Annotated in this window: 23 protein-coding genes; 16 read left to right on the plus strand and 7 right to left on the minus strand. The window is 68.5% G+C overall.

The genetic code is table 11. The annotated features are described in order from the left end of the window. The first annotated feature begins 37 nt into the window (after positions 1–37). The 3 genes from NX784_RS06075 to NX784_RS06085 are packed head-to-tail and all read left to right on the plus strand — an operon-like array spanning position 38 to position 4,991. Positions 38–1,438 (plus strand): hypothetical protein, encoded by a 1,401-nt coding sequence (locus NX784_RS06075; protein WP_258815769.1) that lies wholly within the window; start codon positions 38–40, stop codon positions 1,436–1,438. Next, entirely contained in the window at positions 1,431–2,153 is a 723-nt protein-coding gene (locus NX784_RS06080) for a hypothetical protein (RefSeq protein WP_258815770.1), read from the plus strand. The genes NX784_RS06075 and NX784_RS06080 overlap by 8 nt, the downstream gene beginning before the upstream one ends. 9 nt (positions 2,154–2,162) lie before the next feature. After that, entirely contained in the window at positions 2,163–4,991 is a 2,829-nt protein-coding gene (locus tag NX784_RS06085) for an ATP-binding protein (protein ID WP_258815771.1), read from the plus strand. A gap of 70 nt (positions 4,992–5,061) precedes the next feature. On the opposite strand, the gene NX784_RS06090 is transcribed toward NX784_RS06085, so the two are convergent. Further along, on the minus strand, positions 5,062–5,574 hold the full coding sequence (locus tag NX784_RS06090; RefSeq protein ID WP_258815772.1) for a CcdC protein domain-containing protein: 513 nt from the start codon (positions 5,572–5,574) through the stop codon (positions 5,062–5,064). Between the two features lie 25 nt (positions 5,575–5,599). Further along, on the minus strand, positions 5,600–6,091 hold the full coding sequence (locus NX784_RS06095) for a CcdC protein domain-containing protein (protein ID WP_258815773.1): 492 nt from the start codon (positions 6,089–6,091) through the stop codon (positions 5,600–5,602). A gap of 108 nt (positions 6,092–6,199) precedes the next feature. Between NX784_RS06095 and NX784_RS06100 the strand changes: the two genes are divergently transcribed. Beyond that, positions 6,200–6,385, plus strand: coding sequence for a hypothetical protein (locus tag NX784_RS06100; protein WP_258815774.1), 186 nt, complete (start codon positions 6,200–6,202; stop codon positions 6,383–6,385). Here NX784_RS06100 and NX784_RS06105 read toward each other — a convergent pair. After that, positions 6,382–7,275 (minus strand): LysR family transcriptional regulator, encoded by an 894-nt coding sequence (locus tag NX784_RS06105; RefSeq protein WP_258815775.1) that lies wholly within the window; start codon positions 7,273–7,275, stop codon positions 6,382–6,384. The genes NX784_RS06100 and NX784_RS06105 overlap by 4 nt on opposite strands. 76 nt (positions 7,276–7,351) lie before the next feature. Between NX784_RS06105 and NX784_RS06110 the strand changes: the two genes are divergently transcribed. The 4 genes from NX784_RS06110 (at position 7,352) to NX784_RS06125 (ending at position 9,579) form a co-directional block, all read left to right on the plus strand. Beyond that, positions 7,352–8,338: a quinone oxidoreductase family protein gene (locus tag NX784_RS06110; RefSeq protein WP_258815776.1), complete on the plus strand. Its 987-nt coding sequence runs from the start codon at positions 7,352–7,354 to the stop codon at positions 8,336–8,338. Positions 8,339–8,404: 66 nt separating this feature from the next. Next, a complete protein-coding gene (locus NX784_RS06115; protein ID WP_258815814.1) occupies positions 8,405–8,728 on the plus strand; it encodes an ArsR/SmtB family transcription factor in 324 nt (107 codons plus the stop codon). Continuing rightward, positions 8,725–9,138, plus strand: coding sequence for an SRPBCC family protein (locus NX784_RS06120; RefSeq protein WP_258815777.1), 414 nt, complete (start codon positions 8,725–8,727; stop codon positions 9,136–9,138). Before NX784_RS06115 ends, NX784_RS06120 begins: the two co-directional genes overlap by 4 nt. A 15-nt stretch (positions 9,139–9,153) precedes the next feature. Beyond that, positions 9,154–9,579 carry a DUF1801 domain-containing protein gene (locus NX784_RS06125; RefSeq protein ID WP_258815778.1) on the plus strand — a complete coding sequence of 142 codons (426 nt, stop codon included), beginning with the start codon at positions 9,154–9,156 and terminating at the stop codon, positions 9,577–9,579. Positions 9,580–9,769: 190 nt separating this feature from the next. Here the strand turns inward: NX784_RS06125 and NX784_RS06130 are convergent, their stop codons facing one another. Next, positions 9,770–14,263, minus strand: coding sequence for a translocation/assembly module TamB domain-containing protein (locus NX784_RS06130; protein WP_258815779.1), 4,494 nt, complete (start codon positions 14,261–14,263; stop codon positions 9,770–9,772). Then, positions 14,263–16,173: an autotransporter assembly complex protein TamA gene (locus NX784_RS06135; protein WP_258815780.1), complete on the minus strand. Its 1,911-nt coding sequence runs from the start codon at positions 16,171–16,173 to the stop codon at positions 14,263–14,265. Before NX784_RS06135 ends, NX784_RS06130 begins: the two co-directional genes overlap by 1 nt. Before the next feature lie 94 nt (positions 16,174–16,267). Here NX784_RS06135 and queC point away from each other — a divergent pair, with 94 nt between their 5' ends. Both queC and NX784_RS06145 read left to right on the plus strand, forming a co-directional pair. Then, positions 16,268–16,981, plus strand: a complete 714-nt coding sequence (gene queC, locus NX784_RS06140; protein WP_258815781.1) for a 7-cyano-7-deazaguanine synthase QueC — start codon at positions 16,268–16,270, stop codon at positions 16,979–16,981. A gap of 17 nt (positions 16,982–16,998) precedes the next feature. Further along, a complete protein-coding gene (locus tag NX784_RS06145) occupies positions 16,999–17,742 on the plus strand; it encodes a metallophosphoesterase family protein (RefSeq protein ID WP_258815782.1) in 744 nt (247 codons plus the stop codon). Here the strand turns inward: NX784_RS06145 and NX784_RS06150 are convergent. Both NX784_RS06150 and NX784_RS06155 read right to left on the minus strand, forming a co-directional pair. Continuing rightward, a complete protein-coding gene (locus NX784_RS06150) occupies positions 17,739–18,110 on the minus strand; it encodes a hypothetical protein (RefSeq protein WP_258815783.1) in 372 nt (123 codons plus the stop codon). The two genes, NX784_RS06145 and NX784_RS06150, sit on opposite strands and share 4 nt — an antisense overlap. Positions 18,111–18,284: 174 nt before the next feature. Continuing rightward, a complete protein-coding gene (locus NX784_RS06155; protein WP_258815784.1) occupies positions 18,285–19,004 on the minus strand; it encodes a FadR/GntR family transcriptional regulator in 720 nt (239 codons plus the stop codon). Positions 19,005–19,105: 101 nt separating this feature from the next. Here NX784_RS06155 and NX784_RS06160 point away from each other — a divergent pair, with 101 nt between their 5' ends. From NX784_RS06160 to glcE, 6 genes are read left to right on the plus strand one after another with little or no spacing between them, the layout of a single operon-like run. Beyond that, positions 19,106–19,873 carry a (Fe-S)-binding protein gene (locus NX784_RS06160; protein WP_258815785.1) on the plus strand — a complete coding sequence of 256 codons (768 nt, stop codon included), beginning with the start codon at positions 19,106–19,108 and terminating at the stop codon, positions 19,871–19,873. Next, the gene (locus NX784_RS06165; RefSeq protein WP_258815786.1) at positions 19,870–20,559 is read left to right on the plus strand and encodes a LutC/YkgG family protein; all 690 of its coding nucleotides are present in this window, start codon (positions 19,870–19,872) and stop codon (positions 20,557–20,559) included. Before NX784_RS06160 ends, NX784_RS06165 begins: the two co-directional genes overlap by 4 nt. Then, positions 20,556–22,001, plus strand: coding sequence for a LutB/LldF family L-lactate oxidation iron-sulfur protein (locus NX784_RS06170; protein WP_258815787.1), 1,446 nt, complete (start codon positions 20,556–20,558; stop codon positions 21,999–22,001). Before NX784_RS06165 ends, NX784_RS06170 begins: the two co-directional genes overlap by 4 nt. A 36-nt stretch (positions 22,002–22,037) precedes the next feature. Continuing rightward, positions 22,038–23,696 (plus strand): L-lactate permease, encoded by a 1,659-nt coding sequence (locus tag NX784_RS06175; RefSeq protein ID WP_258815788.1) that lies wholly within the window; start codon positions 22,038–22,040, stop codon positions 23,694–23,696. After that, positions 23,693–25,180 (plus strand): FAD-linked oxidase C-terminal domain-containing protein, encoded by a 1,488-nt coding sequence (locus NX784_RS06180; protein ID WP_258815789.1) that lies wholly within the window; start codon positions 23,693–23,695, stop codon positions 25,178–25,180. The genes NX784_RS06175 and NX784_RS06180 overlap by 4 nt, the downstream gene beginning before the upstream one ends. Before the next feature lie 2 nt (positions 25,181–25,182). Then, on the plus strand, positions 25,183–26,244 hold the full coding sequence (gene glcE, locus NX784_RS06185; RefSeq protein WP_258815790.1) for a glycolate oxidase subunit GlcE: 1,062 nt from the start codon (positions 25,183–25,185) through the stop codon (positions 26,242–26,244). The last annotated feature ends 2 nt before the right edge of the window (positions 26,245–26,246 follow it).

Consider the following 26,246-nt stretch of genomic DNA (forward strand, 5'->3'; position numbering starts at 1 on the left):
ATGTGCCGCGCGCGACAGCAGACTGGTAAGCCTTACGATGATCGACAACCTGGCAGCAACCGCCGCCGACCTCCAATCCCCAGCGCTAGATGAGACGGCAGCCGCTGCTGTCGACCCGCTGCAGACGCACTTCCAGGACGGAGTGGCGCCGGACGAGATCGAGCATGTATATCACCTCAAGCGCGCGCAGCCGATGCTGCAGGCGTTCACGGCGCTGTTCCACGGCTCGCAGGACGGCGTGATCGTGCGCCTGCTCGTGCTGCGCGAACTCGCGTCCGACGCGATGGATTCCGCGTTCTCGCGCGCCGACATCAACCAGAAATTCGCCTACCTGATCCCGGAAAGCCTGGAGACGGTGCTGGGCCGCCTGCGCAGCCACGGCCTGCTCGCGTGGGACAACCCGGCCGCCGTCTACCGCATCACGCCGCTGGCGCGCAACGTGCTGGCCGCCCTCGACACCCTGCTCGCGCTGGGCAAGCCGGAAGAGGACGAGGCCGAGATGGGCTTCCTGCTGTCGCAGGTGGCGGGCGCGCAAGCCGTCGGCGGCGTCACTGTGGAGCAGCTGAAGCATCTACTGGGCCGCCTCGTCGAGCTGCACGAGGAATTCCGCGACGCGATCGCATCCGGCTCCGAATTCCGCCTGCGCGCGTCGCAGGCCAAGTGGCACATGGCGTGCGACTGGGTGGAGAAGGGCTCCGTGATCCTGCGCGCCATCACGTCCGACGAGCGCGCCGATTCGGCCACGCACCGCGCGGCGCAGGCGATCGGCCGCGCGCAATCGCAGCTGCTCAACATGCAGGGCATGTTCTCGCGCGCGCTGAACCAGATCGAGCGCCAGCGCGTGCACCTGGGCCAGTCGGGCCTGTCGACGACGGACATCAAGCGCTGGCTGCTGGCGCACGACGACCTCGCGAGCCTCGCCGAGGACGCGATCGACCGCCCTGTCGTCCCGCTGTTCACGACGCCGGCCGAAATGATCGACGTCGCCGAAACGGAACTGATGATGGAGCGCGTGGCGGCTGTCGCGCCGACGGGCCTGCCGAGCGGCGAGGACGCGGCGATGACCATCAACGACAACCCCGCCATGCAGGCGGAGCTGGACGACTGGATCAAGCGCCTGTCCGATTTCGCCAACCTGGACAACTTCCCCGTGATGGCCGAAGGCGCGCCGCGCAGCGTGGCGATCCAGGAATCGCTGCTGCCGGCCAGCTTCGCCGTCGCGTCGTACCGCGCTTCTCTGCTGCCCCTGCTGGGCGATCCGGCCGAGGCGAATTTGCAGGGCCCGACGGCCGAACTGGCGCGCCTGCCCGTGCGCTTCGACTCGGCCGACGAAATGATCGCGCTGGACGACCCGCACATCGCGGCCATCTCGCGCGCGACCCTCTCACTGAATCTCGATCTACCGAGCACCCCGGAAAGCAACACGCAAGATGAATGACGACGCCCAAATCCTGATCGCGCGCCTGCTCACGCACCAGACCCTGCGCCGCGACGACAAGATAGTCAAGCGCGCGCTGTCCGACGACCTGTTCCGCGCCGAGATCGACAAGCGCCTGCTCGAATGCGGCCTGAAACTCCTCGACAACGTGTACGCGGACCACGTCACGCTGGCCCTGCACCGCAACGTCGAGCCGAAGATCTTCGGCGCCAAGGACATCTGGCAGAACAATAATTTCGGCCTCACGCGCGACGGCGTGGCGCTGCTCGTCGTGCTGTGGGCGCAGATCATCCTGCCCAAGCGCCAGCGCCAGGAAACCCACCAGGCCATCGACGTCGACCAGTCCGACATGTTCGACAAGGACAATCCGATCCCGCGTGCGGAAGACACGTCGATCGGCATCTCGTACACGGCGCTTCTCGCCGACTTCGGCGAGAAGCTGGGCAAGAAGACCCGGATGGACATGAACCTGGGCCTGCTGTCGAAGCTCGGCTTCATCGAGCGCCGCGGCGACGTGATCCTCGAAGGTCCGCTGCTGGACCTGCTGATGGACACCGACGTGCTGAAGGAACGCATCATCAACGGCGCGCTGGCCGACGTGTTCAAGCGCGCCCCGCTGGCCGCAGCGCCGCGCCGCCACGTCAGCGAAGCCGCGAACGACGAGCCGACGGAACCCGTCGACACGGCCGCCGACACCGACACGCCCCAAGCTTAAGAGACCCGCATGTTCCACATTAAATCCCTCGAGCTGGTCCACTGGGACTACTGGCAGCGCATCAAGAACATCCCACTCGACGCCAAGATCATCACCATCGCGGGCCAGAACGGCTCCGGCAAGACGACGTTGCTGGACGCGCTGCGCACCCTGTTCGGCCTCGATTGCTCGATGGGCCGCACGTACAAGCACTACGCGCGCCACTCGGGCCAGCAAAGCGCCTGGCTGCGCGCCGTCGTCGACAACAAACCGGTCGGCCGCCAGCTGTCGAACCGGCCGTTCCGCCATTCCGGCTTTTTCAGCGACGACGAAGTCACCTTGTTCTGCCAGGTGCAGAAGAACGGCGGCGACTGGAAGCGCCAGTACCTGATGCGACCCGGGAACATCCAGATCGAGGAAGTGACGGAAGCGACGGACTGGCTCGGCGTCGAGAACTACCGCAAGCGCCTCGCCTCGGCGGGCCTGTCGCCGGCGATGTCGAAGGTGCTGGCACTGGAGCAGGGCGAGACCGACAAGCTGTGCGAATACGCGCCGCGCCAGTTGCTGGACCTCGTGTTCCAGGTGTTCGGCGACAAGGAAGTGCTGGATGCGTACGACGAGGCGAAGCGCCACCAGCGCGACACCGAGTCGGAGCTGAAGCGCTTCGAGGCCGAGCTGGAAACGTCGCGCATCAACCTGGAAGGCCTGCGCCTGCGGGTGGCGAACTACCACCAGTGGGAAGACCTGAACAAGGAACGCCGCGCCCTCGTCGAGGAAGTGCTGCCGAGCCTCGAGTACCACGAGGCGCGCGAAAAGGCCGCGAACGTCAGCCGCGCGCTGCGCGAGGCGAAGAAGCCGCTGATGCAGGCGGACGGCCTCCTGTCCGAGAAGCGCAACGCGCTCGCCGCGCAGCAGCGCGCGCTGACGGAAGCGCAGCAGCAGGAAGTGAAACTCGAACAGGAAGCGAACGAGCTCGCGAGCCGCCTGACGCAGGTGAACGCGAAACTCAAGCCGCTGGAAAGCCTGCTCGAACAGAAGGAACGCCTGAATAAACTGGCGGCGGACGCCGGTGCCGACATCGCGGAAGTGGCGACCCAGCTGGAAGCGAAAGAGGCGGAACTCGCGAAGAAGAAGGCCGAGCGCGAAGCGCTGGCCACGCGCATCGCGGGCGAGCTGGCGACGATCTCCGCGCTGCAGGGCAAGACGACGATGCCCGAGCCGGAAGCCCAGCGCCAGATGCGCCGCGCGCTGCGCGATGCTGGCATCCCGCACGCCATGCTGTCGGACATCGTCGAAGTGACGGACCCGAAGTGGCAGGGCGCCGTCGAGGGTGTGCTCGGTGGTTATGCGTCCGTCGTGCTGCTGGAGCGCGCGAAGGATGCGCCGGCCGCGTACAAGCTCGCGGAGAAGGAGCGCTACCGCCACTTCATCGTGCCCGACTGCGTCGACGCGCCGGTCGTCAAGGACGATACCTTGCTGTCCGTCGTGCGTTTCAGCTCGAAGGCGCCGTCCTGGCTGATCGACCAGCTGGAACGCATCGAGCGCGTGGAGTCCGTCGACGCCGGCTTCAAGAGCGATGCCGACGAATGGATCACGCCGGACGCCTACCACCGCGAACGCCGCGGCGGCCGCTCGCTGTTCGTCGAACCGTCGCGCTATCGCTTCGGCGCGGCCGGCAAGACGCAGCGCCTGGAAGCCATCCAGAAGGCGCTGCCGTCGCTGGAAGCGCAGGAAGACACGTTGACGCTCGCGATCAGCAAGCTGGCGGCCGAAGTGTCCGCGCTGCGCGTACGCATCGCGGGTGTGGACGCGGCGAAGGAGCTCTCGGCGCGCCAGGCGGAATTCGAGGAAGCTACGCGCGCGCTGGAGCCGTTGAAGGCCGAGCGCCTGCAGGTCGGCGCGCGCCTGGGTGAGCTGCAAGTCCTGATCAAGAACGCGACCGTCACGCGCACGCGCGCGGACACCGTCTGGCAGAACGCCCGCATGGCGCTGTCGGAAGCGGAAGCGGGCATGCGCCTGAACAACCGCCGCGTGATCGAGCAGCGGAGCGAGCATGCGCGCGAGCTGCTCACGTTGCGCCGCTCGTGGCGCCACGTGCCGAAGTCGTGGCGCAGCGCGCAGCAGCGCGCGACGCTCGTCGCGACGCACCAGAACGCGCACCAGGTCAAGCTGCGCATGAATTCCCTCGATGCGTCGCTCGCGCGCGGCGACTGGGAGCAGGACCCGACCGTCATCGACCAGTACGCGCGCCTGAACGACCAGCTGTCCGGCCGCCAGGTGGAGACGGAGGAGCGCCGCTACCAGAACAACCGCGCGATCGAGGCGACGGACAATGCGCGCGGGGCCTATATCGAGCGCCTGCGCTACACGATCAAGACCTATTCGAAGAACATCCGCGAACTGGGCGAGCTGGCGAACATCGACGTCTCGGTGGACCCGGTGCGCCTGGAGAACGACGACGTGCAGCTGGCGCAGGCCGGCCTCCACGTGCGTTTCAAGTTCGACGGCAAGGGCCAGATCGGCATGAACGACGGCGAGGCGTCCGGCGGCCAGCAGGTCATGAAGTCGCTCGTGCTGCTCATCGGCCTGTTGAAATCGGAAGAAGGCTCCGGCGGCTTCGTGTTCATCGACGAACCGTTCGCCCACCTGGACATCCGCAACATCCAGCTGGTCGGCGAGTTCCTGAAGAACACCGACGCGCAATACCTGATGACGACGCCGCTGACGCACAACACGGACGTCTACGATCCGTCCGACCTCACGCTCATCACGAGCAAGAAGAAGAAGGACGTGCAGTGGGCCCAACCGATCTTCGTGCTGCAGCGGCGGCGCGAGGGCGAGGCGGAGAAGGCGGCGTAAACGTGGGCTTCACGATGGCATAAAAAAACCGGCGTTCGCAAACGCCGGTTTTTTTTCATCCGCGGTCGGGTCAGATCTCGCCGATTTCCTTGCGCTTGCGCTGGCGCCAGCGCATGAAGCTCGCGGAGAAGGTGGCGAAATACGCGGCCGTGATCCCGAGGCACAGCATCGTGACGGGGCTGTCCGTGAAGCGCGGGTTCGGTTTGTTGCTGCCCTGGTTCATGTAGATCTCGATGCCGAGGTAGATCACGCGCGCCACCAGCAGCATGGCGACGAGGATGCCCATGCGCGACGGCGGCGTGAAGAAGTAGCCTTCCGGCGTGTCCTCGAAGCGCGTGCGGCGCAGGCCATACGTGCCCAGCGCGATGCCCGCGATGGCGCCGCCGGCCAGCGCGGCCAGCTGGAACGGGCGGTCGCCCAGTTCCGACGCGGGGATCAGGAGCATGACGGCGAACACGAACAGGCCCGTGTAGTGGCGCGACATGATGGAGCGCTGGCGCGTCATCTGCTGCTTCAGGCGCGAATAGATGCGCCACACGAGCAGCGGGACGAGGGCGATCAGGGCGAGGGTGGTCAGGCTCATTCGATAAAACTCGTGCGATAAAAACTCAGGCGGTGCGCTTGCGCCAAACGAGCAGGCCGAAGGCGTAGGTCATGTAATAGCCGGCCAGGACGCCGAAGATGACGAGGGTCAGCGGGCTCGATACGAACTCGCGGTGCGCGAACGAGCCCAGCGCGTAGAACTCGTACGCGCGCCACGCCATGCGGGCCATGAACAGCAGCGCGACGGCCATGCCGATCGGCGCGTGCGGCGTGAAGAAGAACTCATCGCCGACCTGTTCGAAGCGCGTCTTGCCGGTCGCGATGCGGCCCAGGATCGCACCGACGGGCAGCCCGGCCGCGAGGCCCACGAGGGCGAACGGGTTCGTCTGGATGCTGAGGACGGTGAGCAGGACGATCAGCAGCGGGAAGAACACGAGGGTCGTGCGGTGGCGCCACGTCCTGGAGCGTTGGCGGGTCGTCAGGCGCTTGATGCGGCTGTACATGCGCCACAGCACGAGCGGGGCGAGCACGGCAGCAACGACGGGAGTCGGCAACATTGGTTTCCTCGTGGTTCTTTCTGTCGAATCCGCCATTGTAATCCAGGCGCGCGTCGGCAAACCGCCGGCCATGGTAATGTTTTGGCATCGTCCGCAGGAGTCCCACCCATGATCCAGCACCTGAGCGCAGAGCAGGCGATTCGGCGCCATGCCCACCGCGCGCCCGATCCGGCACCCATCGAAGAGGCGCCGCCCGACCCGTTCGAGAATTCCGATCCGCACCAGCCGCCGATCCGCACACCGCAGAACGACGAACCGCCGACCGACCCCAATCCCAGCATAACGTTGCACTAGGCCAGCCAGGCCGCGTGCGCCTGCAACACCTCGGCCAGCAGTTCCGCCATCACCGTCACGCGCGGCGAGCGGCGCACGTCCGGATGGACGGCCAGCCACAGCGGGCGGCTCAGCACCTGGGCGTAGTCCGGGTGCAGCACGAGTGACGGGTCGCCGCGGCCGAGGAAGTGCGGCAGCACGGCGACGCCGAGCCCCGCGCGGCACGCCGCCAGCATCGCGGCCGCGTCGTTGGTCCAGAACGCATACGGCCGCCCGGCCACGAACTTTGCCAGCCATGCCTGCTGCGGGGTCTCCTTCATCGCCTCGCCGTAGCCGATGAATTCCCATGCCTCTGCGGGACGCTCGAACCAGCCCGGCGCCGCATACAGGCCGTAGCCGGTCTGCGCCAACGGCCGCGCCGCGAGACCGCCCTGGTCCGGACGCGACATGCGCAGCGCGAGGTCGGCCTCGCCCCGGTACAGGTCGGCCTGGCGGACCTCGCCAATGATCTCCAGCGTGATCGCGGGCCAGCGCGCCCGCGCGGACGCGAGCCGAGGCACGAGGAAGACGTTGGCGAAGGTCGGCGGCGCGGACAGCCGCACGACGCCCCGCAAGGTCGCCGCGCCCGCGCCGGCGCGCGCGAAGGCGAGCGCCTCGTCCTCGACCTTGCGCGCCTGGGCCAGCAATTCCTCGCCATCCACAGTCAGCACCCAGCGCTTGGGCAGGCGGTCGAACAGGCGCACGCCCAGCCGGGTTTCCAGCATGCCGATGCGGCGCGCGACGGTCGAGTGTTCCACGCCGAGCACGCGTGCCGTCGCACTCAGCTTGCCCTGGCGCGCCAGTTCGACGAAGTAGCGGATGTCGTCCCAGTCGAAGGCGGCGGCCTCCGGTTGACCTATGGATTTTTGCACGATAAGTGACGAGTTTTTGGGATTTCGGGCGATTTTCGATCAATCTACCATGGAGTCTCAACCATCAGGAGGAATCATGGACGAATCGATCGAACAGGTACGCATCCACCGCCAGGGCGGTGCCGGTGAACTGGAAGCGGAACGGGTCGCCCTCGCGCCGCCCGCGGCCGGAGAAGTGCGCGTGCGCCAGGTGGCGGCCGGCGTGAATTTCGTGGACGTCTATTACCGCAACGGCACGTACCCGCTGGCGCAGCTGCCGGCCACGCTCGGTGTCGAGGGGGCGGGGATCGTCGAGGCGGTCGGGCCCGGCGTCACCGGTTTCGCGCCGGGCCGGCGCGTCGCGTACACGGGCCTGATGGGCGGCTATGCGGCCGTGCGCAACGTGCCGGTGGAACGCCTCGTCGCCGTGCCGGACGGCGTCGCGCTGGATGCCGTCGCGGGCGGCCTGCTGCGTGCCGTCACGGCGCACATGCTGTTCGCGCACGTGCGTGAGCTCCGCCCCGGCGACACGGTGCTCGTGCACGCAGCCGCCGGCGGGCTCGGACTCGTCCTGACGCAGTGGGCGAGCGCGCTCGGGGCGCGCGTGATCGGCACCGCCGGCAACCGCGACAAGGCGGCGCTGGCGCTGGCGCACGGCGCCGAACGCGTCGTGCTGTATCGCGACGAGGACTTCGTGGCGGCCGCGCGCGAGTTCAGCGGCGGGCGCGGCGTCGACTATGCGATCGACGGCATCGGCGGCGCCACCTTGCTGCGCACGTTCGACGCCGTGCGCCCGTACGGCATGGCGGCCAGCGTCGGCCAGGCCGGCGGCAGTGTCGAGCCGATCGACCTGATGCAGCTCGGCAGGCCGCGCCAGATCGCGTTCGCGCGCCCCAGCGTGATGCAGTTCATGACGGACCTCGCACTGTACCGCGAAGGCGCGCAGGCCGCGCTGGACCGGCTGGCGGCGGGGCTGCGGGTGCCGGTCGGGCTGGAGTTGCCGCTGGCGCGCGCGGCCGAGGCGCATGCGGCGCTGGAGCAGGGGCGCACGAGCGGCGCGGTGCTGCTGCGCACGGCATCGTAAAAACGCTTGACGACTGATAACCGGATGGTTATGATTAAATTCATAGCCAGACGGTTATTAATTGCCATGACAGACGCTCAAGACATTCTTTTCCGGACACTCGGCGACCCCACGCGGCGCGCCATCTTCGAATCGCTGTGCCGCGACGGCGAGCAGACGGTCGGGGCCCTCACGGCCCGGGCCGGCATCTCGCAGCCGGCCGTGTCCAAGCACCTGGGCTTGCTGAAACAGGCGGGGCTCGTGCGCGATCGGCATGCAGGACGCCAGACGCATTACACCGCACAGCCGGGCGCGCTCGCGCCGCTGACCGATTGGACGACCGAAATGGCCCGGTTCTGGGAGAGCCGGCTCGACGACCTGGAAGACCTTTTGAAAAGGATGGACCAATGAACGATACCTCGCTCCAAACGCGCACCGTCACCGTCGAACGCGAATTCGCGCATCCGCCGGAAAAGATCTGGCGCGCGCTCACCCAGCCGCACCTGATCGAGGCCTGGCTGATGAAGAATGACTTCGTGCCCGCGCTGCACCACCGTTTCAAGCTCAGCGGCGACTGGGGCTCCGTCGATTGCGAAGTCCTGGAAATCGAGCCGAACCGGTCGCTGTCGTACACCTGGGCCGCGATGGGCCTCGACAGCGTCGTCACCTGGACCTTGACCCCGGCGGGCGCGGGCACGCATTTGAAAGTGGAGCAGACGGGCTTCCAGCCGGGCCAGGATGCGGCCTACAATGGTGCGAAGTATGGCTGGAACAAATTCACGACCGCCCTCGACGAGGTGCTGGCGAAGCTCGACGACTGAACGACTGGAGGCCACATGAAGCAGGAGAATGCGTCCGCGGACTTGCCCGCATCCGCTCTGATCGACCGCCGCATCGCCGACCTGGGCGACTGGCGCGGCGCGGCACTCGCCCGGGTGCGCGCGCTGATCCACGAAGCCGTGCCGGGCGTCGTGGAAGAGTGGAAGTGGATGGGCACCCCCGTGTGGAACAGCCAGGGCATCCTGTGCACGGGCGAATCGTACAAGTCGCACGTGAAGCTCACGTTCCTCAAGGGCGCGTCGCTGGACGATCCTGCCGGCCTGTTCAACTCCAGCCTGGACGGCAATGCTCGCCGCGCCATCGACATCCACGAAGGCGAGGAGTTGGACGCCGACGCATTCCGCGCCTTGATCCGCGCGGCGGCCGACCTCAATGCGGCCGCGAAGGCCAAGCCGAAGCGCGCGAAAACCTCGGCCGCGTGAAAATCATGGTGGGCTCGGGGAGCCCACCCTACGTTGACCGAGCCGTAGGGTGGACGGGTCTCCCGTCCACGCGTCGATACGTGACGGACGATTTGACGCGTCTGTGCCGGTGACCGTTGAACGCGTGGACGGCGAGCCGTCCACCCTACGGTGTCGTCAATCGAACGCCCCCGCGTCCGGCCGGCACCCGTCAATCGAACGCCCACGAGTACAGCACGTCCAGCGCCGTATTGGTACCGGTCTGCAGCTGCAACGTGATGCGCGGATTGATCTTGTAACGCACGCGTACGACGCTCGATGCCGTGGCCGCGCCCTGTTCGAAGCTCAGGTACAGGCGCGACGAGATGCGCTTGCCGACCGTGACCACCGTATTCTCCAGCCCCGACGCCTGTCCCGCGCCCTGGCGCACGCCCAGCTCGTCCACGCCCAGCGAATTCGCCAGCTTGCTCGTGATGCCGCCCGTGCCGCCCTTGCCGCCGAGGAGGGCGCCCGCGGCCGCGCTCAGCACGTCGGCCTCGTTGCCCGTCGTCGCTTCCATGCCGTGGCCCAGCACGAGCCACGACAGCTTGTCGCTGTCCGACACGTTCGGCGTCGACACCAGCTTCGCCGTCGGCGACAGCGCCGAGCCGCGCACCTGCACGCCCGCCTCGACGTTCGTCGTGCTCAACTGGTCGCCGCCCGGGGCCTTGCGCACGGCGAGGATGTCCAGCGATGGATTGTCGTACGGGCCGCTGAACGTGATGACGCCGCGCTCGATCACGAGGTGCTGGCCGTACGCTGCATACGTGCCGCTCACGGTGTTGACGGTGCCGTTGATGCGCGGTGGACGGTCGCCCGTTTTCTGCATGCGCACGGTGCCCGCGAGATAGGCGTCGGCGCCCATGCCGCGCAGGTGGAAGTCGTCGCCCAGGTCGGCCGTCAGGTCGATCGTCAGGGGCACCGCCGGCTGTTTCTTCGATTGCGTGGCGGCCGTCTTGCCGCGGCCCAGCACGATCACGTCGTCCGAGATCGTGGGCCGGTCCTGCGGCGCCAGTTCGACGAGCGCGCGGTCGGCCTTGAAGTTGCCCTCGACCTTGAACTGCGTCGCGTCGCGCACGACGCTGGCCTGGCCGCTCAGGATCACGGTGCGGTCGGGACGCGACAGCGCTTCCAGCTTGTCCGCCACGAGTTTCAGGTTCATCGTCGCCTCCCCGCCGGCGAAGCGCACGAAGCCCTCCGCCGTCGCGCGTCCGCTGTTGCCTTCCAGGGTGAGGCGCTGCAATTGCAGCTGGTCGCCGGCGAGCTGCGCGCGCAACTGGCCGTTGCGCAGGCGGACGCCCTGGTCCGGCCAGCGCACGGCGAGGCCGTCGCCGTCGACGCTGCCGTTCAACGTGGGTGCGCCGACGGTGCCCGTGCCGTTGATGGCGAGGCGCAGCGCGCCGTCCACTTCCAGGCCCGGCTGGCCGAGCAGCGGCGACACCCATGCCAGCGAGGAAAGATTCGCGTTCGCCGTCAGCTTCAGAGGACTGTCGTTGTCGACGCGGCCGTGCAGCAGCTGCGCCGTCGCATCGACGCGCGCCGTGCCGATGCGCGTGCCGTCCAGCGCGACCTGAGTGCGCAGCGCGCCGCCCGCGACGTCCGCGCGCACGTCGAGCTGGCGCAGGCCCAGCGCGATCGGCGCGACGTCGCCCGCGATCAGGTCGCCCTTTTCGCGGAACACGTGCACGCTGCCGGCCAGCTGCGGCACGGCGCCCGGCACGGCGGGTGCGCGCAGGTCGATCGCCCATTGCGCGCCGAGGGTCAGGTCGCCGCGCAGGTTGTCGGCCACCGCCTGCGACGCCTGTCCGAGGTAGCTGATCGAGACGCCGCTGGCGCTGCCGCGCGTCGTCCAGCGCGGGCCGGTCTTGACCAGGGAGTCCACCGTCACCGTACCCTCCGCCAGCTTGAACGTCGCGCCGTTGAACGCGATCTGCTCCGGTTTCATCAGTCCAGCAAGGCCCGTGCCGGGCGCGCCGGCAATGCGCAGCGGCGTCGGTGCGACGAGCGCCAGCGCGTAGCGGCCGCCGTTCTGCAGCGCGTCGACGGTGCCGTTCCACGCATTGCCCGTGAGGCCGCCGTGCACGGCCAGCGACGCGTCGAACGTGTCGCCACGCGCGGCCGCGCGGATCGTGTGCGCGCCGCGCGTGCCCGTGGAGGTCAGATGGGCCGACGCGATTTTCGTCTCGCTGACGTTGCCCTGCTTGTCCGTCTTCGAGCCCACATAGTCCGTGACGGCCACGTCCAGCGCGAGCGGATCGGCGGCGCCGCGGCCCGCGCCCAGGTTCGCCGTCGCCTTCAATGCGCGCACCGACAGCGTGCCCATCGCACGGATGTTCTGGCCGTCGAGGGATGCCGTCAGCGACGGCGTCTCCATCGTGCCGGACAAGGTGCCGGCACCGCGCAGCGCGCCGCCGAAGTCGGGACCGAGCGCGGCAAGCTGCGGCGCGTCGATGCGCCAGTTCAGCGTGTCGCGCCCGCTGCCGAACGCGCCGGTCGCCGCGACGACGTTGCCGCCCAGGTGCAGGTCGACGTCGGCATTCGACACGCGGTGCTTGTCCGCGGCGAGCTTCGCATGGCCCCACAGGGGCGATTTCGACAACGTGGAATCCTGCAGCGCGAGGTCGATGGCGCCACCCATGTTCGCGCCCGTGTGACCGCTCGCCGTGAACCCGCCGTTGATGCTGCCGGCCAGCGGCGAGCCGAAGGCGGCCGGGTTCAGGCGCTGCATGTCGCCCTTTGCCTTGACTTCGACGACGCGCGCGCCGGCGGCGCCGGCCAGCCACGCCTCGCCGCTCGCGTGTACGGATCCGTTGTCGTTCTTGCGTTCGCGCGCCACCCAGCCGAGGTTGCGGGCGTCGATGTCGAACGTCGTGCGCGGCGCCTGCATGGTGCCCGTGACGACGCCGCTCGCGAGCACGGCGCCATAGAGGTCGCCGCGCAGCGCGGACAACTGCTTGCCGTCGACCTTCCACGCCAACTGTTCGCCCGGCTTGCCGAACGCGCCGCGCAGGTCGACCGTGTTCTGGCCCAGCGCCAGGGTGGCGTCGACATCGTGCACGTGCGTGGCGTCCGCATCGACCTTGCCGCGGCCGGCCAGCGGCTGGCCGAACAGGCGGCTGTCGCGCACGGCGAAGTCAGCGGTGACCTTCCACTGCGGCGCCAGCGCGCCGGCCGCGTTGATGTCGGCATTGATGTCGGCCTGCGGGAACGTGCCGAAGTCCGCGGGGTTGAAATGGCTGGCGACGGCGTTCGCCTTGAACGGCTTGTTGTCCTTCAGGCTCGCGCGACCCGTCACGCGCACGCTGCTCCTGCCCGCAGACAGGCGCGCGTCGCGCACCGTCAGCTCGTTGCCGGCCAGCGCGGCCTGCGCGGCGAGGCGCATGCCGGCATCGAGCAGGTTCACGTCCAGCGTCTGCACGTCCTTCGTGTTCGCCACCTTGACGTCGCCCGCGATCTTCGTCGGCTTCATGCTGCCGTAGACGCGATGCAGGTCGAAGCGATCCGTGTGCAGCGCGAACGCCGCGGTGCCGAGCCCTTGCTCGTGGGGGCCGCGCTGCACGCTGCCGCTCCCGGTGAAGCGGCCGGCGTCGCCGACGTCGATCAGCACGTCCGTGATGCGCATCGCCGACAGATTACCGCCCAGCCGCCCGCGCATCGCGCGCAGCGGCAGGCGTTGCTGGTCCAGCGTGCCGACGGCGCCGTCGTTCGCCAGGTCGACGGTGCCCGCGATGTTGCGGTTGGCGTCGAGATGGACGGCCACGGCCAGGTTCAAGTCCGCGCTCGGCAGGGTGGGGCTGAAGAAGCCCGGGTCGATATTGTGCGCGTCGAGCGTGAAGGCTTGCAGCGGGATGTCGGCGAACGGCGCCAGCACCAGTTGCGCCTTGCCTTGCGCGCGCGCGGCCTTGCCGGTGGCGTCGACGACGGTCTTCTGCAGGTCGCCGCCCGCGTGCAAGGTCAGCTGCGCGCCCAGCGACGCCGGCGTGACGGATTCGCCGGCACCGGCCTGCGCGGGCGCGGCCGGCTGCGACTGCGTCAGGCTCGCATCCGCATCCAGCTTGTACGGCAGCGTGTTGGCGATCGTACCCTTGGCCGCGACCTGGCCCCACGGCGTGGTCGCCGACGCGTGGTCGAGCTTCCACTGCACCTTGTCGCCGTGCAGGCGCGCGCGGATGTCGTCGATTTCCGTCGCCGCGCCCTTGTTCACGAAGATGGCTTTTGCGAGGCGCGCATCCTCGACCGCGATCTGGAAGGGCGGCGCGAGGTGCGTGGGCATCGTCGCCGGTTCCTCGGAAGGCTTCAACGTCTCCACGCGCACGACGCGCGCGTACAGCTTGTCGATCTCGACGCCGCGCGACAGGTATTGCCAGGGCTTCCAGTCGATGTCGATGTCGTCGCCCGTCGTCACCGATGTCTCGGTGCGGAAGACAACGTGGCCGATGTGCATGTGGCCGTACAGCGAGCCGGAGACGCCGGCCAACGTCAGCTTGCCGCCGCTGGCGTTGGCGACGCGCTGGGCGAGCATCTGCAACGTGGTTTCGCGCCCCAGGTACCAGACGGCGCCGCCCAGCACGACGCCGACGACGACCACGCCGATGCCGACGCGGCGCGGCCAGCGGCGCTTGTGTTCCGCGGCAGGGGTCTCGGGCGTTTGCTTATCGGCTTCCATCAGAACGTGAACCCCAGTGAGAAGTGCAGGCGGACTTTATGCACGGCCTTGCCGTACGCGACGTCGACGTTGATCGGGCCGACCGGACTGCGCCAGCGCGCGCCGACGCCGTAGCCGACCTTCGGCTTCAGGTCGTGGAAATTGTCGCCCGCGTTGCCGACGTCGTAGAACACGGCCGCGCCCCACGGCGGCTTGAACCAGTAATCGTATTCGGCGCTGCCGGTGAGCAGGTAGCGGCCCCCGGTGATGGCGGAACCGACCGGCACGCCCAGCTGTTGGTAGCCGTAGCCGCGCACGGACTGGTCGCCGCCGGCGCGGAACAGGAACGTCGAGGGCACGCCGTTCTTGTCCTTCGAGCCGACGGCGCCGAATTCGCCGCGCGCGATGAAGGTGCCGGCCTCGCCGACGGGCTTGTAGACGAGGCCGCGCGTGTAGATGCGCACGAATTTCTCGTCCGTCAGGACGGGCAGCACGGCGCCGCCGACCTGTGCGTTGACGATGTAGCCGCGCGACGGCTGCACGAGGCTGTCCAGGTGGCGCTTCGTGATCGAGAACGTCAGCGGCAGACTATTCACACGCGTCGTCGGCATGTCGTCGATGGTCACCTGTTCGGTCAGCGCTTCCAGGGTGAGCGTCTTTTCCAGCAACGGCGAGCCCCACGCGCGCTTGGCGTGCACGCTCGTCGTGCGCGTGATCTGGCCGTTGGCGTCGAGGCGGTCGTAGCCGGCGCCGAAGCTGTTGTTGTAGCCGCCCGTCGTCGTCGGCAGGTAGAACTCGGCCTTCGCGGCCTGGTGCTTCTGCTCGTACAGCAGGTTGCTCTTCATGCGCTTGCCGAACACGTTCAGGTCGTCGTATTCGGCCTGCGCGCGGGCGCCCGTGTTGGTCGAGTAACCGAGGCCCAGCGCCACGTTCTTGCGCTTGTTCTCCGTGACGCGCACGAGCACCGGGAGCACGGCCGGTGGGCTCGGCGGCTGCGGCGTCGCCGCCTCGTTCTCCTTCAGGTCCTGCACCTGCGACGCGATCACGGACGACATGTCGGCGCTCACTTCGACGCCGCTGAAATAGCCCGTGTCCTGCAGGCGGCCCTGCAGTGCCTGCAGCGCCGCCTCGCTGTATTCGTCGCCGGGGCGGATCGTGTTCAGGTTCGTGATCACGCTGGCCGGGTAGCGTTTCAGGCCCTCGATCTCGAGGCCGCCGAAGTGGGCGTCCGGGCCGCTGTCGACGACCACCTTCAGCAATGCGCGGTGCGTGTCCGGATCGACGGTGGCGGAAGAATCGAGGAGCTGTGCGCGCGGGAAGCGCGTCTGCGCGATCTGGCGCACGAGGCCGCGCTTGGCCGCTTCCCAGTCGGCCGTGCGGAAGCGCTTGCCGACAGGCAGGGTCCAGCGGTTGCGCAGCGCGGCCGCGTCGATCGGGGCGCTGCCCTTGTCGAACGGGACGAAGCCGCGCAGCTCGATGTCGACGTCGCCGACGGTGACGGGGTCGCCCGGCACGACGTCGATGAGCACCAGCGGCTTCGTGCCGGACGTGTCGAGGTCGGCGGACACGGTCGGGCTGTAGTAGCCCTCGGTGGCGATCAGCGTCTTGATCTGCTCGGGCGCCGCGCGCACGAGGCGCAGCAGCTGTTCGCGGTCGAGCCGAGGGTTGCCGCGCCAGCGCATCAGGTCGAGGTTATTCTCCATCAGCTCGCGCAACTGGCGCGGCGCGTCGATGCGGACGTCATAGTCGACGGCACGGGATGGCGCGACGTCGGCGGCTGGGGCCGGCGCTTGCGCTTGCTCGTCCTGCGCGGCCGCGACCGGGACCAGTAACAGCGGGCATAGCGCGTTCACGGCCAGCACGATTTGTGCCAAAATTCGTGATCGCGCCGGCGCCATCGCCGTGCATGGGTCGGGTCGTGCGGGAAACATGTCGCTCCATTCGTCAATATGCCGGCCACATCTTAACTGATTGTCAAATGTGATGGCGGACGCCTCGCTCGACAATTACTTCAGGAAATCCACTATGCACCCACCCGATACCGCGCTCGTCCTGTTCAGCGGCGGACAAGATTCCACCACCTGCCTGGCCTGGGCCCTGCAGCGCTACGAGCGCGTCGAGACCATCGGGTTCGACTACGGCCAGCGCCATGCGATCGAGCTGGACGTGCGCGCACCCGTGCTCGCGAAGATGCGGGCGCTGTCCGCCACGTGGGACCAGCGCCTCGGCGAGGACCACCTGATCGACCTGTCGCTGATCGCGCGCATCTCCGACACGGCACTGACCAGCAACGTCGAGATCGCGATGCAGGCCAACGGCTTGCCGAACACGTTCGTCCCCGGCCGCAACCTGCTGTTCATGACGGTGGCGGCGACGGTCGCGTACCGGCGCGGCCTGAACGTGCTCGTGGGCGGGATGTGCGAGACGGACTTCTCCGGCTACCCCGACTGCCGCGACGACACGATGAAGGCGCTGCAGGTCGCGCTGAACCTCGGCATGGCAACGCGCCTGAAGGTGGAGACGCCGCTGATGTGGATCGACAAGAAGCAGACGTGGCAGCTGGCGGAGGCGTGCGGCGGCGAGGCGCTCGTCGACCTGATCCGCTTCGAGACCCACACGTGCTACCTGGGCGAGCGGGGGGCGCCGCATGCCTGGGGCCACGGCTGCGGCAAGTGCCCGGCGTGCGAGCTGCGCGCGCGCGGCTACGAGCAATACGCACGGGAACGCGCGGGCGCGTGACCCCCGCCTGACCCCCCATGCGCCTCGCCCTGCTGACCGACCTGCACGCGAACCGCGAAGCCGTCGAGGCCTGCCTCGCGCACGCGGCGCAGCAGCACGTCGACCAGTACGCGTTCACGGGCGACTTCGTCGGCTACGGCGCCGATCCGGCCTGGGTCGTGCGCACGGTGATGGACCACGTGGCGCGCGGCGCCATCGCCGTGCAGGGCAACCACGACTACGCCGTCACGCACCCGCCCACGTCGCGCATGCACGCGGAAGCGCGCGAAGTCATCGCCTGGACCGGCGGCCAGCTGGACGCCGACCAGATCGCGTTCCTCGCCGCGCTGCCCCTCACGCACAAGCAGGGCAACGCCTTCTTCGTGCACGCCAGCGCGCATGCGCCGCAGCAGTGGGAATACATCACGGACGTCGCCGCGGCCGAGCGCAGCATCCGCGCCGCCGGGAGCCGCATCGTGTTTTCGGGCCATGTGCACATGCCGGCGCTGTACCGCCGCGCCGACGACGGCCGCATGGGCCGCCACGTGCCGCAGGCGGGGGAAGCCATCGCCCTGCAGCCGCAGCACCAGTACCTCGTGCTGCCGGGCGCCGTGGGCCAGCCGCGCGACCAGAACAATGCGGCCTGCTATGCGATCTTCGATGACGGGGCGCGCGAGATCCAGTATTTTCGCGTGCCGTACGACCACGGGGCGGCCGCGCGCAAGGTCATCGCGGCTGGGTTGCCGATCGTGTTCGCGATGCGGCTGGTGGAAGGGATTTAGACGGCTTGCTGCATCACGCGGTGCTTGCGCGACCGGCTCACGAAGAACCACACGATTGCGACAGGGACCAGCAGCGGGAGCAGCAGCGGCGACACCATCAGCGCCAGCACGCACGCGCCGATGGCCAAGCCGCCGATGCACAGGACGCCCACGCCAGCGAACACCACGGCCAGCACGGCGCCCACGAACAGCATGATCACGCCGGCCAGCAGCAGCCCGCCGCCCGCGAAGAACGTCGCCAGCAGGGCGCCCAGCGGTCCGCCAATGTCTTCGCCGTCGATGTTGACGACGCTGTCGCCGAACGTGAACACATTCCAGACGAGCAGGGCGAACAGGAACAGGATGATGATGGCGGCGGTCTTTTTCATGATGGGTCCTCGCGGTGTCTTGTTGATCGGGTCATGTCGTTGTCGGCATGGTCGTACTGTATCTGTACGTCCCGCGCGCCTCCACCAGGCTGCGACAAGCTGCATTTTTCGAGGGCCGGAGGGTTGCCTGCGGCGACGAACGGCGCGCCCGCGCGGCTGGCCCAACCACAGCCGCTAGTCGTCGCCGTCGACGTCGAAGCGGCTGCGCACGTAGTCGATGTGCGTCTGCATGGCCGTGCGCGCCTCTTCCGGGCGGCGCGCACAGATCGCGTCGCAGATCGTGCGGTGCTGCAGCGACAGGGTTTCCGACACCGACTGGTTCAGTTCGCGCAAGCCGTCCACGTTGCGGATGATGTGCTCGCGCATCATCTTCGTGATGCTGCTGTGCAGGTGCAGGAACATGCCGTTGCCCGACGCCTTGGCGATCGCCTCGTGCAGCTCGACGTCGATGCGCGATTCGCCCCCATGGTCGCCTGCGCGCCGTGCCTGGTCGAGCCGCGCCATCGCGCCGCGGATGCGCTCGAGGTCGTCGTCCGTGCCGCGCAACGCGGCGAAATACGCGGTCGCGCCTTCCAGCACGCGGCGGAATTCCAGGATGTCTTCGCGCCGCGCGGGGCTGTCGGCGATCAGCTGGCCCCACGGCGACGTCGCGCCCGTGCGCAACTGGTCGGACACGAACACGCCGCTGCGCGGCCGGATCTGCACGAGGCCGCGCGCCCCCAGCTGCTGGATCGCTTCCCGCACCGTATTGCGCGACACGGCGTAGCGGGCCGCGAGCTCGCGCTCCGACGGCAGCCGAGAATTCGCGGGGAACGTGCCGTCAAGCAAGGCGTCCTCCAGCCTGCGCGTGACCGAGGTGACCCGTCCGCCGGTCTGCCGATTCGATGTCGCCACGTCAATCCCTTTCCTGGCCCAACCAGTTTGTCGTGCATACAGATTACTGGAAATATCTGCCAACAAAAAGAAAAACACGTATCCACGATCCGGAGACAACCATGACCCGCTACGACCGTCCGCCCGCCAGCGACGTGTATCTGTTCGCCACCTGTGTGATCGACCTGTTCATGCCTCAGGCCGGCCTGGACGCCGTGCGCGTGCTCGAGGCGTCCGGCATCACCGTCCACTACCCGCGCGGCCAGAGCTGCTGCGGCCAGCCCGCCTGGAGCAGCGGCAATCCGGACGAGGCGCGCGCCGTCGCCCGCGCCCAGCTCGACCTGTTTCCGCACGACTGGCCCGTGATCGTCCCGTCCGGCTCCTGCGCCGGCATGATGCGCAAGCACTGGCCCGAACTGTTCCGCGACGACCCTGTCCTTGGCCCGCAAGCGCAGGCATTGGCCGAGCGCGTGTTCGAGTTCGCCGAATACCTGACGTGCGTGCTGGGCTGGAACTTGCCCGCCGGGACGTCCGTGGGATCGGAGACGGTCGCGCTGCATACATCGTGCTCGGCACGGCGCGAGATGGGCACACGCGCACACGGCGTGGCGCTGCTCGATGGCTTGCCCGGCGTGACGCGTGTGGACCACGAACGCGAATCGGAATGCTGCGGCTTCGGCGGCTCGTTCTCGATCAAGCATGCCGATATTTCCGGCGCGATGGTCAAGGACAAGGTGGCGGCCGTGAGCGCGACCGGATGCGGCCGCGTCGTGTCGGCCGACTGCGCGTGCCTGCTCAACATCGGGCACGCGGCGCGACACCAGGGCGCGCCGTTCGACGTCGAACACCTGGCCAGCTTCCTGTGGCGCCGGATGGGAGAACAGGCATGACGGCGCGCGACAGCATCCTCGGGCGCCTGCGCGCCGCCAATCCACGCGCGGCCGGCACGGCGGACCTCGAACGCCGCATCGACGCCCATTTCGACGCGCGCCGCGCCGCAACGCCGGATTCGCCGGACACGCTGGCGCAGCGCATGCTGGAGGCGCTGCACGCGGTGCGTGCGCAAGCCTGGTGCATGGCTGCCGAGGTGTGGCCCGCGCTGCTGGCCGAACGCATCGCGGCGGCGGGTGTGCGCCGCATTCTCGTCGATGCCGCGACGCCGGAAGGCCGCGCGCTGCGCGCCGCGCTGCCGGCGGGCGTGGAAGCGGTCGCATTCGAACGGCCGCTGGAAGACTGGAAAGACGAGCTGTTCGACTCGGTCGATGCCGGCTTCACCGTCGCGCGCTCGGGTATCGCGGCCACGGGCACGCTCGTGCTGGCGCCGGATGCGGTCACGCCGCGCACGGTGTCGCTGGTGCCGCCGCTGCACATCGCGCTCGTCCACGCGCACACGCTGCACGCCGACCTGCACCAGGCCCTGCACGCCGAGCGCTGGCAGGACGGCATGCCGACGAACCTCGTGCTGGCGACAGGACCGTCGAAGACGTCCGACATCCAGCAGACCCTGGCGTTCGGCGCACACGGTCCGCGCTGGACGTGGATCGTGATCGTCACCGATGAGAGGAACCGCGCATGACGACGTCCCCGTTGCAATTCGTGCCGCCGCAGGACTTCCACGCGCGCAGCCGCGCGGCGCTCGCCGACCCGCATTTGCGCCAGAGTTTTCGCGGCGCGATGACCTTCCTGCAGGACAAGCGCCGCAGCCAGTTCGGCGACGACGACGAGCTGCAGCAGCTGCGCGACCTCGGCGAAGCGGTGCGCAAGAACGCATTGGCCAAGCTGCCCGCGCTGCTCGAGCAGCTGGACGACAAGCTGACGGCCGCCGGGGCGCACGTCCACTGGGCCGCCACGCCCGAGGAGGCGAACGCGATCATCCACCGCATCGCGACGGCGCGCGGTGCCCGCCGCATCGTCAAGGGCAAGTCGATGGCGAGCGAGGAAATCGAGCTGAATCATTACCTGGCCGAGCGCGGCATCGAATGCCTGGAATCGGACATGGGCGAATACATCGTCCAGCTGGCGGGCGAAAAGCCGTCGCACATCGTGATGCCGGCCATTCACAAGACGCGCGCCGACATCGGCGCGCTGTTCGCGGAGCACATCCCTGGCGCCGCGTACACGGAAGATGTCGACCAGCTAATCCAGACCGGACGACTGACGTTGCGCAGCGCGTTCGTCGATGCCGACATCGGCCTGTCCGGCGTAAACTTCGCCGCGGCCGACACGGGCACGTTGTGGCTCGTCGAGAATGAGGGCAACGGCCGGCTGTCGACTACGGTGCCCGACGTGCACATCGCCATCATGGGCATCGAGAAGGTCGTGGAAAAGCTGGAGCATATCGTGCCGCTCGCGAGCCTGCTGACGCGCTCCGCCACCGGCCAGGCCATCACGACGTACTGCAACCTGATCTCCGGCCCGCGCCGCGCGGGTGAACTCGATGGACCGCGCGAACTGCACCTCGTCCTGCTGGACAACGGCCGTACGCAGGCGTATGCGGACGAAGAGCTGCGCGCGACACTCCAATGCATCCGCTGCGGCGCGTGCATGAACCATTGCCCCGTCTATGGCCGCATCGGCGGGCATGCGTACGGCACGACGTATCCCGGACCGATCGGCGCGATCCTGTCGCCGCACCTGCTGGGCCTCGAGTCGACGGCGGATCTCGCCACGGCGTCGAGCCTGTGCGGCGCGTGCGGCGACGTCTGCCCCGTGCGCATCCCGATCCCGCAACTGCTCGTGCGCCTGCGCACGGAGGCGAACCGCAATCCCGATGCCGAAGTCGAACACCCGCTGCGCGGGCAGGGCGCCAAGTACAGCCGCGGCGAGCGCCTCGTCTGGCGCTTCTGGCGCGGCGCGTTCGCCCGGCCCGGCGTGTATCGCATGTTCCGCTGGGCGGCCACGCGGCTGCGCGCGCTGGCACCGAACGAGCAGCTGGGGTGGACGGCGCACCGCACGCCGCTGAAGCCGGCGCCGCGCAGCCTGGCCGACCTGCTGCGCGAGCGCGGGCAGCCCGAATAAAAACATATAAAAATTCTATCAATCGAGGAGACACACATGGTTTGGCAACAGATTTATGATCCGTTCGGCAGCATGGCGTTATCGACGTTGTTGGCGGCAGTACCCGTCGTGGTGATGCTGGCCGCACTGGGCTTCTTCCACATCAAAGCCCACATCGCCGCGGCGCTGGGCCTGGCCGCCGCGTTCTGCGTCGCGGTCTTCGCCTACCACATGCCGGCCCCGATGGCGGGCAAGGCCGCGCTGCTGGGCGGCTTCACGGGCCTGCTGCCGATCGGCTGGATCGTCCTGAACATCATCTTCCTGCAGCAGTTGTGCGAGCAGAACGGCAGCTTCAAGGTGCTGCAGGCGTCGCTGTCCGGCATCACGAACGACCGCCGCCTGCAACTGCTCTTGATCGCGTTCTGCTTCGGCGCGTTCTTCGAGGGCGCGGCGGGCTTCGGCACGCCCGTCGCCGTCACGGCCGGCATCCTGATCGGGCTCGGATTCTCGCCGCTGGCCGCGTCCGGCCTGTCGCTGATCGCGAACACGGCGCCCGTCGCATTCGGCGCGCTCGGCTCTCCGGTGATCACCTTGGCCAAGGTGCACGGCTACGACCTGATGGAAGTGACGGCGATGATCGGCCGCCAGCTGCCGTTCTTTTCGCTGCTCGTGCCGTTCTGGCTGATCTGGGCGTTCGCCGGCCGCAAGGCGATGTGGGACATCTGGCCCGCCATCCTCGTCACGGGCCTGTCGTTCGCGATCCCGCAATACCTCGTGTCGAACTTCATCGGCCCGGAACTCGTGGACATCATCGCCGCGCTGGTGTCGATGGCGGCGCTGATCCTGTTCCTGCGCGTGTGGCAGCCGAAGACCGTATGGACGAACGCGAGCCTGAAGGGCCGTGAAGCGGAATCCGCGCCGCGCCGCGCGGAGAGCACGAAGGCGTACACGCGGGCGGAATACGTGCGCGCCTGGACGCCGTGGCTCATCCTCACCGTGTTCGTCTTCATCTGGGGCCTGCCCCCGGTGAAGGCGTATTTCAACGGCGTGTTCGCGCCGAAGTTCCCGATGGACGGCCTGCACAACGCGGTCATGCGCGTGCCGCCCGTGGTGCCGAAGGCCGTGCCGGAAGCGGCCGTCTACGTCTTCAACCTGCTGTCCGCGACCGGGACAGGCATCCTGCTGTCCGCCATCGCCGGTGCGCTGTTCATGCACTACAGCCTCGGTGCAATCGTACGCACGTTCTTCCGCACCTTGTGGCTCGTCCGCTATTCGCTGCTGACGATCGTGCTGATGCTCGCGCTGGGCACACTGACGCGCTACTCCGGCACCGACACCACGTTGGGTCTCGCGTTCGCCAACACGGGCGCGCTGTACCCGTTCTTCGGCACCTTGATGGGCTGGCTCGGCGTGGCGATGACCGGGTCGGACACGGCGTCGAACGTGCTGTTCGGCGGCATGCAGAAGGTCGCGGCGCAGCAGCTCGGCCTCGCGCCGAACCTGATGGGCGCCGCGAACAGTTCGGGCGGCGTCATGGGCAAGATGATCGATGCCCAGTCCATCGTCGTCGCGTCCACGGCGACGCGCTGGGTCAACCACGAAGGCGACATCCTGCGCTTCGTCTTCTTCCATTCGTTCGCGCTGGCCTCCCTGGTCGGCGTCATGGTCACGTTGCAGGCGTATGTGTGGCCCTTTACGTTGCTGGTGATCCGATGAATGCTCCCATCTCTCCCGAAACCGGAGCGGTCAGCCACCGCGAAGTGACGGCCGCGCTGCTGGCGGTGCTGCCTGCGCGCTGCGTGCGCGCCGACCCGGAAGATACGCGTCCGTACGAATGCGACGGCCTCGCCGCCTACCGCCAGATGCCGATGATCGTGCTGCTGCCGGAAGACGAGGCGCAGATCATGGCCACCATCGCCGTGTGCCGGCAACTGGGGCTCCCGATCGTGCCGCGCGGCGCGGGCACCGGATTGTCCGGCGGCGCGATGCCCATCGCAGGCGGTGTCGTGCTGTCGACGGCCCGGCTGAACCGCATCGTCAAGCTCGATCCGGTGTCCCGCACGGCCGTCGTGCAGCCCGGTGTGCGTAACCTCGCGATCTCGGACGCGGCCGCGCCGCACGGCTTGTACTACGCGCCCGATCCGTCGTCGCAGATCGCATGCACGATCGGCGGCAACGTCGCCGAGAACTCGGGCGGCGTGCACTGCCTGAAATACGGCCTCACCGTGCACAACGTGCTGCGCGTGCGCATGGTGACGACGATTGGGGAGATCGTAGAACTGGGCAGCGAGGCGCTGGACGCGCCAGGGCTGGACCTGTTGGCCGTGGCGATCGGCTCGGAAGGCATGCTCGGTGTCGTGACCGAGGTCACCGTCAAGCTGGTGCCGAAGCCGCGCGTGGCGCGCGTCGTCATGGCGTCGTTCGACGACATCGTGAAGGCCGGCGATGCTGTCGCCAGCGTGATCGCGGCCGGTATCATCCCCGCTGGCCTGGAGATGATGGACCGGCTGTCGTCGCAGGTCGCGGAGGAATTCGTGCACGCGGGCTATGACACGCAGGCGGCCGCCGTGCTGCTGTGCGAATCGGACGGCATCGCGGAAGAAGTCGAGGAAGAGATCGCGCGCATGAGCGAGGTGCTGAGCCGCTGTGGTGCGACGGCGCTGTCCGTGTCGCAGGACGAAGCGGAGCGCCTGCGCTTCTGGTCCGGCCGCAAGAACGCGTTCCCCGCCGTCGGCCGCATCTCGCCGGACTATTACTGCATGGACGGCACGATCCCGCGCAAGCACCTCGCGCACGTGCTGCAGCGGATCGAGGAGATGGAACAGAAATACGGCCTGCGCTGCGCGAACGTGTTCCACGCCGGCGACGGCAACCTGCATCCGCTGATCATGTTCGATGCGAACGCGCCCGGCGAATTCCATCGCGCGGAGCAGTTCGGCGCCGACATCCTCGAGCTGTGCGTGGAGGTCGGCGGCACGATCACGGGCGAACACGGCGTCGGCATCGAGAAGATCAATTCGATGTGCGTGCAGTTCTCGCGCGCGGAGCTCGATGCATTCCTCGCCGTGAAGCGCGCGTTCGACCCCGCCGGCATCCTCAATCCCGACAAGGCGATCCCCACGTTGCACCGCTGCGCCGAATACGGCCGCATGCACGTGCGCCGCGGGCAGATGCCATTTCCCAACCTGCCGCGCTTTTGACGATGGATACGACACTCCAAGAATTCGCCGACCGGATCGGCCACGCCGCCGCCAGCGGTACGCTGCTCCGCCTGCGCGGCGGCGGCAGCAAGGACTGGTACGGACAGGACGTGCAGGGCACGGTGCTCGATACGACCGCGTACCGCGGCATCACGGACTACGAACCGACGGAGCTCGTGATCAGCGCCCGCTGCGGCACGCCGCTGGCCGAGATCGAGGCGCACCTGGCGGAACACGACCAGATGCTCGCGTTCGAGCCGCCGTATTTCGGCCCGTTCGCGACGATCGGCGGCACGGTGGCGGCGGGCCTGTCCGGGCCGCGCCGCCAGGCGGCAGGCGCCGTGCGCGATTTCGTGCTGGGCGCCGTGCTGCTGGACGGCCGCGGCGAGCTGCTGCACTTCGGCGGCAAGGTGATGAAGAACGTGGCCGGCTACGACGTGTCGCGCCTGCTGGCCGGATCGCTGGGCGTGTTCGGCCTGATCGCCGAGGTGTCGCTGAAGGTGTTGCCGAAGCCCGTCGCGGAATGCACGGTGCGCCAGACTATGACGCAGGGAGAAGCGCTGCGCCGCCTGAACGAGTGGGGCGGCCAGCCGCTGCCCGTGTCCGCGTCGAGCTGGCACGACGGCGTGCTGACGGTGCGCCTGTCCGGCGCCCGCTCGGCCGTCGACGCGGCACGCCAGCGCATCGGCGGCGACGTGCTCGCGGACGCGGACGCGTGGTGGGGCGCGCTGCGCGAGCAGGATGCGGGCTTCTTTACCGAAGCGGCGCGTGGGCTGTGGCGCCTGTCGCTGCCGTCCGCCGCGCCGGCACTGACTCTGCCCGGCACGCAGCTGATCGAATGGGGCGGCGCGCAGCGCTGGCTCAGTACCGACGCCGATGCGGCCACGGTGCGCGCGGCGGCCAGCGCGGCCGGCGGCCACGCGACACTGTTCCGCGGCGGTGAGCGGGACGCGGGCGTGTTCCAGCCGCTGGCACCCGCCGTCCTCGCGCTGCACCGACGGCTCAAGACCACATTCGACCCGGCCGGGGTAATCAACCGCGGCCGCATGTACAAGGATTTCTAGCC

Source organism: Massilia pinisoli (assembly GCF_024753285.1).
Classification (GTDB): domain Bacteria; phylum Pseudomonadota; class Gammaproteobacteria; order Burkholderiales; family Burkholderiaceae_D; genus Telluria; species Telluria pinisoli.

Bases quoted from the DNA above. Each gene is read 5' to 3' on its own strand.
- NX784_RS06110 (WP_258815776.1), top strand. From the start codon at position 7,352: ATGGACGAATCGATCGAACAGGTACGCATCCACCGCCAGGGCGGTGCC.
- NX784_RS06085 (WP_258815771.1), top strand. From the start codon at position 2,163: ATGTTCCACATTAAATCCCTCGAGCTGGTCCACTGGGACTACTGGCAG.
- queC (WP_258815781.1), top strand. From the start codon at position 16,268: ATGCACCCACCCGATACCGCGCTCGTCCTGTTCAGCGGCGGACAAGAT.
- NX784_RS06090 (WP_258815772.1), bottom strand. From the start codon at position 5,574: ATGAGCCTGACCACCCTCGCCCTGATCGCCCTCGTCCCGCTGCTCGTG.
- NX784_RS06125 (WP_258815778.1), top strand. From the start codon at position 9,154: ATGAAGCAGGAGAATGCGTCCGCGGACTTGCCCGCATCCGCTCTGATC.
- NX784_RS06165 (WP_258815786.1), top strand. From the start codon at position 19,870: ATGACGGCGCGCGACAGCATCCTCGGGCGCCTGCGCGCCGCCAATCCA.
- NX784_RS06115 (WP_258815814.1), top strand. From the start codon at position 8,405: ATGACAGACGCTCAAGACATTCTTTTCCGGACACTCGGCGACCCCACG.
- NX784_RS06130 (WP_258815779.1), bottom strand. From the start codon at position 14,263: ATGGAAGCCGATAAGCAAACGCCCGAGACCCCTGCCGCGGAACACAAG.
- NX784_RS06180 (WP_258815789.1), top strand. From the start codon at position 23,693: ATGAATGCTCCCATCTCTCCCGAAACCGGAGCGGTCAGCCACCGCGAA.
- NX784_RS06075 (WP_258815769.1), top strand. From the start codon at position 38: ATGATCGACAACCTGGCAGCAACCGCCGCCGACCTCCAATCCCCAGCG.
- NX784_RS06160 (WP_258815785.1), top strand. From the start codon at position 19,106: ATGACCCGCTACGACCGTCCGCCCGCCAGCGACGTGTATCTGTTCGCC.
- NX784_RS06120 (WP_258815777.1), top strand. From the start codon at position 8,725: ATGAACGATACCTCGCTCCAAACGCGCACCGTCACCGTCGAACGCGAA.
- NX784_RS06080 (WP_258815770.1), top strand. From the start codon at position 1,431: ATGAATGACGACGCCCAAATCCTGATCGCGCGCCTGCTCACGCACCAG.
- NX784_RS06095 (WP_258815773.1), bottom strand. From the start codon at position 6,091: ATGTTGCCGACTCCCGTCGTTGCTGCCGTGCTCGCCCCGCTCGTGCTG.
- NX784_RS06100 (WP_258815774.1), top strand. From the start codon at position 6,200: ATGATCCAGCACCTGAGCGCAGAGCAGGCGATTCGGCGCCATGCCCAC.
- NX784_RS06175 (WP_258815788.1), top strand. From the start codon at position 22,038: ATGGTTTGGCAACAGATTTATGATCCGTTCGGCAGCATGGCGTTATCG.
- glcE (WP_258815790.1), top strand. From the start codon at position 25,183: ATGGATACGACACTCCAAGAATTCGCCGACCGGATCGGCCACGCCGCC.
- NX784_RS06150 (WP_258815783.1), bottom strand. From the start codon at position 18,110: ATGAAAAAGACCGCCGCCATCATCATCCTGTTCCTGTTCGCCCTGCTC.
- NX784_RS06170 (WP_258815787.1), top strand. From the start codon at position 20,556: ATGACGACGTCCCCGTTGCAATTCGTGCCGCCGCAGGACTTCCACGCG.
- NX784_RS06145 (WP_258815782.1), top strand. From the start codon at position 16,999: ATGCGCCTCGCCCTGCTGACCGACCTGCACGCGAACCGCGAAGCCGTC.
- NX784_RS06135 (WP_258815780.1), bottom strand. From the start codon at position 16,173: ATGTTTCCCGCACGACCCGACCCATGCACGGCGATGGCGCCGGCGCGA.